Here is a 326-nt window from a genome sequence, read left to right on the forward strand (position 1 = left end):
GCCAGGGCCTCGCCGGCCTCCCTGCCGAAGCCCTGGACGACGTTGAGCACGCCCGGCGGCAGCAGGTCGCCGATGAGTTCCAGCAGCACGCAGATGCCCAGCGGGGTCTGCTCGGCCGGCTTGAGCACCACGCAGTTGCCGGCGGCCAGCGCCGGGGCCAGCTTCCAGGCGGCCATCAGCAGCGGGAAGTTCCACGGGATGATCTGCCCGACCACGCCCAGCGGCTCATGGATGTGGTAGGCCACGGTGCTGTCGTTGATCTCGGCGGCGGAGCCTTCCTGGGCGCGGATGCAGCCGGCGAAGTAGCGGAAGTGGTCGGCGGCCAG

General features: G+C 71.2%; 1 protein-coding gene. It reads right to left on the reverse strand.

Annotation, left to right across the window (positions count from 1 at the left end):
- Positions 1-326 (reverse strand): aldehyde dehydrogenase family protein (locus ACQRBV_RS27560; protein WP_427877935.1); only part of this gene is annotated, 326 nt, incomplete at both ends.

The organism is Pseudomonas sp. R11F (assembly GCF_050312575.1).
GTDB lineage: Bacteria > Pseudomonadota > Gammaproteobacteria > Pseudomonadales > Pseudomonadaceae > Aquipseudomonas > Aquipseudomonas palleroniana.